This window comes from Hydrogenophaga sp., assembly GCF_051007235.1.
Lineage (GTDB): Bacteria > Pseudomonadota > Gammaproteobacteria > Burkholderiales > Burkholderiaceae_C > Hydrogenophaga.
The window spans coordinates 1-2381 of the sequence record NZ_JBPCSJ010000132.1 but is presented as its reverse complement, the minus strand read 5'-3'; the positions used below and the strand labels follow the sequence as shown (position 1 = coordinate 2381).

General features: G+C 72.4%; 2 protein-coding genes and 1 pseudogene. 2 read left to right on the top strand and 1 reads right to left on the bottom strand.

Annotation, left to right across the window (positions count from 1 at the left end; all coding sequences use genetic code 11):
- Nucleotides 1–7: 7 nt before the first annotated feature.
- The gene (locus ACR2JA_RS05065; RefSeq protein WP_434008024.1) at nt 8–1183 is read left to right on the top strand and encodes an MFS transporter; all 1176 of its coding nucleotides are present in this window, start codon (nt 8–10) and stop codon (nt 1181–1183) included.
- A 10-nt stretch (nt 1184–1193) separates the two neighbouring features.
- Here the strand turns inward: ACR2JA_RS05065 and ACR2JA_RS05060 are convergent, their stop codons facing one another.
- Nucleotides 1194–2000, bottom strand: coding sequence for a helix-turn-helix domain-containing protein (locus ACR2JA_RS05060; protein WP_434008023.1), 807 nt, complete (start codon nt 1998–2000; stop codon nt 1194–1196).
- Nucleotides 2001–2144: 144 nt separating this feature from the next.
- On the opposite strand from ACR2JA_RS05060, the pseudogene ACR2JA_RS05055 reads away from it, so the two are divergent.
- Nucleotides 2145–2381, top strand: a pseudogene (locus tag ACR2JA_RS05055) (hypothetical protein); the annotation flags it as partial.

The window sequence follows — 2381 nt, the reverse complement described above, 5'->3', positions numbered from 1 at the left end:
GCCACCCCTGCCGCGCAGCCTCTGGGCGCTGATGGTGGGCAACTTCGTCATCGGCACCGGCGTCATGGCGGTGCCCGGCACGCTCAACGACATCAGCACCTCGCTGCAGGTGAGCATTCCGCAGGCCGGGCTGCTGATCACCGCCGGCGCCATCCTCATGGGCGTGGGGGCGCCGCTGTTCGCCACCCTGGTGGCCGGCTGGGACCGGCGGCGCCTGCTCACCCTCTCGCTGCTCTGGTACGCGCTGTTCATGGGCATCAGCGCGTTCGCCCCCAGCTACGGCTGGCTGCTGCCGCTGCGCGTGCTGGCGGTGATCCCGCCGGCCATCTTCACGCCCCAGGCGGCCGCCTGCGTGGGCCTGCTGGTGCCCGACGCGCAGCGCGGCAAGGCCATCACCTTCGTGTTCCTGGGCTGGTCGGTGGCCTCGGTGCTGGGCATGCCGCTGGCGGCCTGGATCGGCGGCCTCTTCGGCTGGCGCTGGGCCTTCGGTCTGGTGGCCGTGCTGGCCCTGCTGGTGGCCGGCTGGGTCTGGCGCGCCATGCCCGACGGCATCCGCCCCGCCGCGCTGTCGCGCCAGGCCTGGGCGCAGACGCTGGGCTCGCCGCCGCTCATGCTGGCGGTGGGCGTGACGCTGCTGTCGGCCTTCGGCCAGTTCACGCTGTTCGCCTACTTCGCGCCGTACCACCAGCAGGTGCTGGGCCTGGGCGCGGGCGCGCTGTCCCTGCTGTTCCTGTGGTTCGGCGCCTTCGGGCTCACGGGCAACGTGCTGCTCTCGCGCCGCATCGACCGGCTGGGCGCGCCGCGTGCGGTGCTCATCACCCTGAGCGGCATGGCGCTGACCCTGCTGCTCTGGCCACTGGGGGCGAGCGCGTTGTGGCTGCAGGCGCTGGTGCTGGTGCCGTGGGCGCTGGGCTGTTTTTCGGCCAACTCGGCCCAGCAGGCGCGGCTGGTGCACATGGCCCCGGCGCTGGCGCCGGCCACGGTCGCGCTCAACACCTCGGCCCTCTACGGCGGGCAAGCGCTGGGGTCGGCGCTGGGCGGCGGTCTCATCGCCCAGGGGCTGATGCGCCAACTGCACTGGTTCGGCCTGGTGCTGATGCTCGCGGCCATGGCCCTGAGCTGGCAGGCCGCGCGGGTTCAGAAACGTTCGCCGTCGACCGCCGCGAGCCCCCACACCGCCTGAGGTCGCCGCCTCAGGCCGCCCCGCGGCAATCCACGAACGCCTTGGGCGCGAGCATCTCGGTGGGCAGCAGATCGAAGTAGCGCCGGATCGCCCGCGAAGCGTGCGAGGCGTCGTAAAAGCCTCCGGCGCTGACCAGTTCCGACGCGTTGTGCGGCTGGCCGCTGTGGTGGGCATCGCACGCGTTCGCCGCCACCTGGTAGAGCCGCACCCAGGCCTGGTAACTCGACAGGGTCATGCCGACCTGTTGCCGGAACAGTTTGCGCACATGTTCGGCCGACAAGCCCAGCTCGCCGGCGATGACCGCCGGGTCGGCACGCCCTTCGCTGCGCTGGTGCAGGCGCTCACGCAGGCCGGCCAGCCGCGGGTCCATGGGTGACGAGCCACCGCGCGGACAGGCCACATCGGCCAGCACCCGGGCGACCCAGGGCCCGGCCTGGGCCGCGGGCACCGCACCGCCGCACAGGGCGTGCAGGTCCACGCCGTGGCGCTGCATCAGGTCGGCATCGGGCCAGGGCACCACGCCGCCCGCCGCGCGCTGCTGCAGACCGACGCCGACGTCGGACAACGGGTCCGCGTACAGAAAGGCCAGCGGGCGGCGAACGGTCATGCCACTCCAGGCCCCGCTGGCGTGCAACAGCACCGGCGCGCTGACCTGAGCGCCGTCGCGCAGCGTCAGTGTGGCCAGCCCCTGCGTCGGCCCGAACACCAGCGCCGGTGCCACGTTCTCGGACAGGTTGAACCGCAGATCCGGGTCGGCGTACAGCAGCCAGTCGCGGCCCAGATAGACCACCCCGGGAATGGCATGACCGGCCTGCATGGGTGCTTACCCGCGGTTCCCCGCGGCGTACAAGACGCCACCCCACCCGCTTCCTAGCATGGGCCTCGCCCGTCGCACCCAGCCAGTGGATGCGATCCCACCGGCGGCGCGCGAGCGATCACCACTTTGCAAGGAAGCACTTCGATGAAACATCCCGTCAGCATAAACCCGGCCCTGTTCAAGGGGACCCGCACCCGGGCCCTGACCGTCCCTCTGCTCGGCACGCTCGTGCTCGCCGCCTGCGGCGGAAACGACACGCCGGCTCCGCCCGCGGCCCGTCCGCTCGCCCAGTCGTGCGCGGCGTACGTGCCCAGCCAGCTGCCGGCCAACGCGACGTTCGAGCGCACCGAGCTGCGGGACACGCAGACCGTGACCGAAACG